The following is a 311-nucleotide window of genomic DNA, read 5'->3' as shown; positions in this document are numbered from 1 at the left end:
GGGAGAGGGGGCAATACGCAAGCATTGACGGAGAGGGCTATTCAGCGGGTGCTTCCAACTACTGCACCGTGTTGCCGCTGAACAGCAGCAGATCCTTGCTGTTGGCCAGCAATGCCTGCGGGCTGGTGTCAAGGTTCTGGCTCCACTGCTGGGTGCCGGACGCATCAAAGCACTCCACGGCGTTATAGGCCAGGAGATAGAATAGGTTCCCCGCCCGGACAATGGAATTTGCCGCCGAGACAGCGGCGCTGATCTGGACATTCAGGTTTTTGTCCAGCGTCACAGCCTGAGAGACCTGCCCCGATGCCAGC

1 pseudogene is annotated in these 311 nt (G+C 59.5%); it reads right to left on the bottom strand.

Annotation, left to right across the window (positions count from 1 at the left end):
• Positions 1-58 precede the first annotated feature (58 nt).
• A pseudogene (locus tag P0G09_RS17665) lies at positions 59-311 on the bottom strand (protein TolB); the annotation flags it as partial.

This window comes from Faecalibacterium sp. DFI.5.82 (assembly GCF_029076575.1).
Taxonomy (GTDB): domain Bacteria; phylum Bacillota; class Clostridia; order Oscillospirales; family Ruminococcaceae; genus Faecalibacterium; species Faecalibacterium duncaniae.
This window is presented reverse-complemented; position numbering and strand designations above follow the sequence as displayed.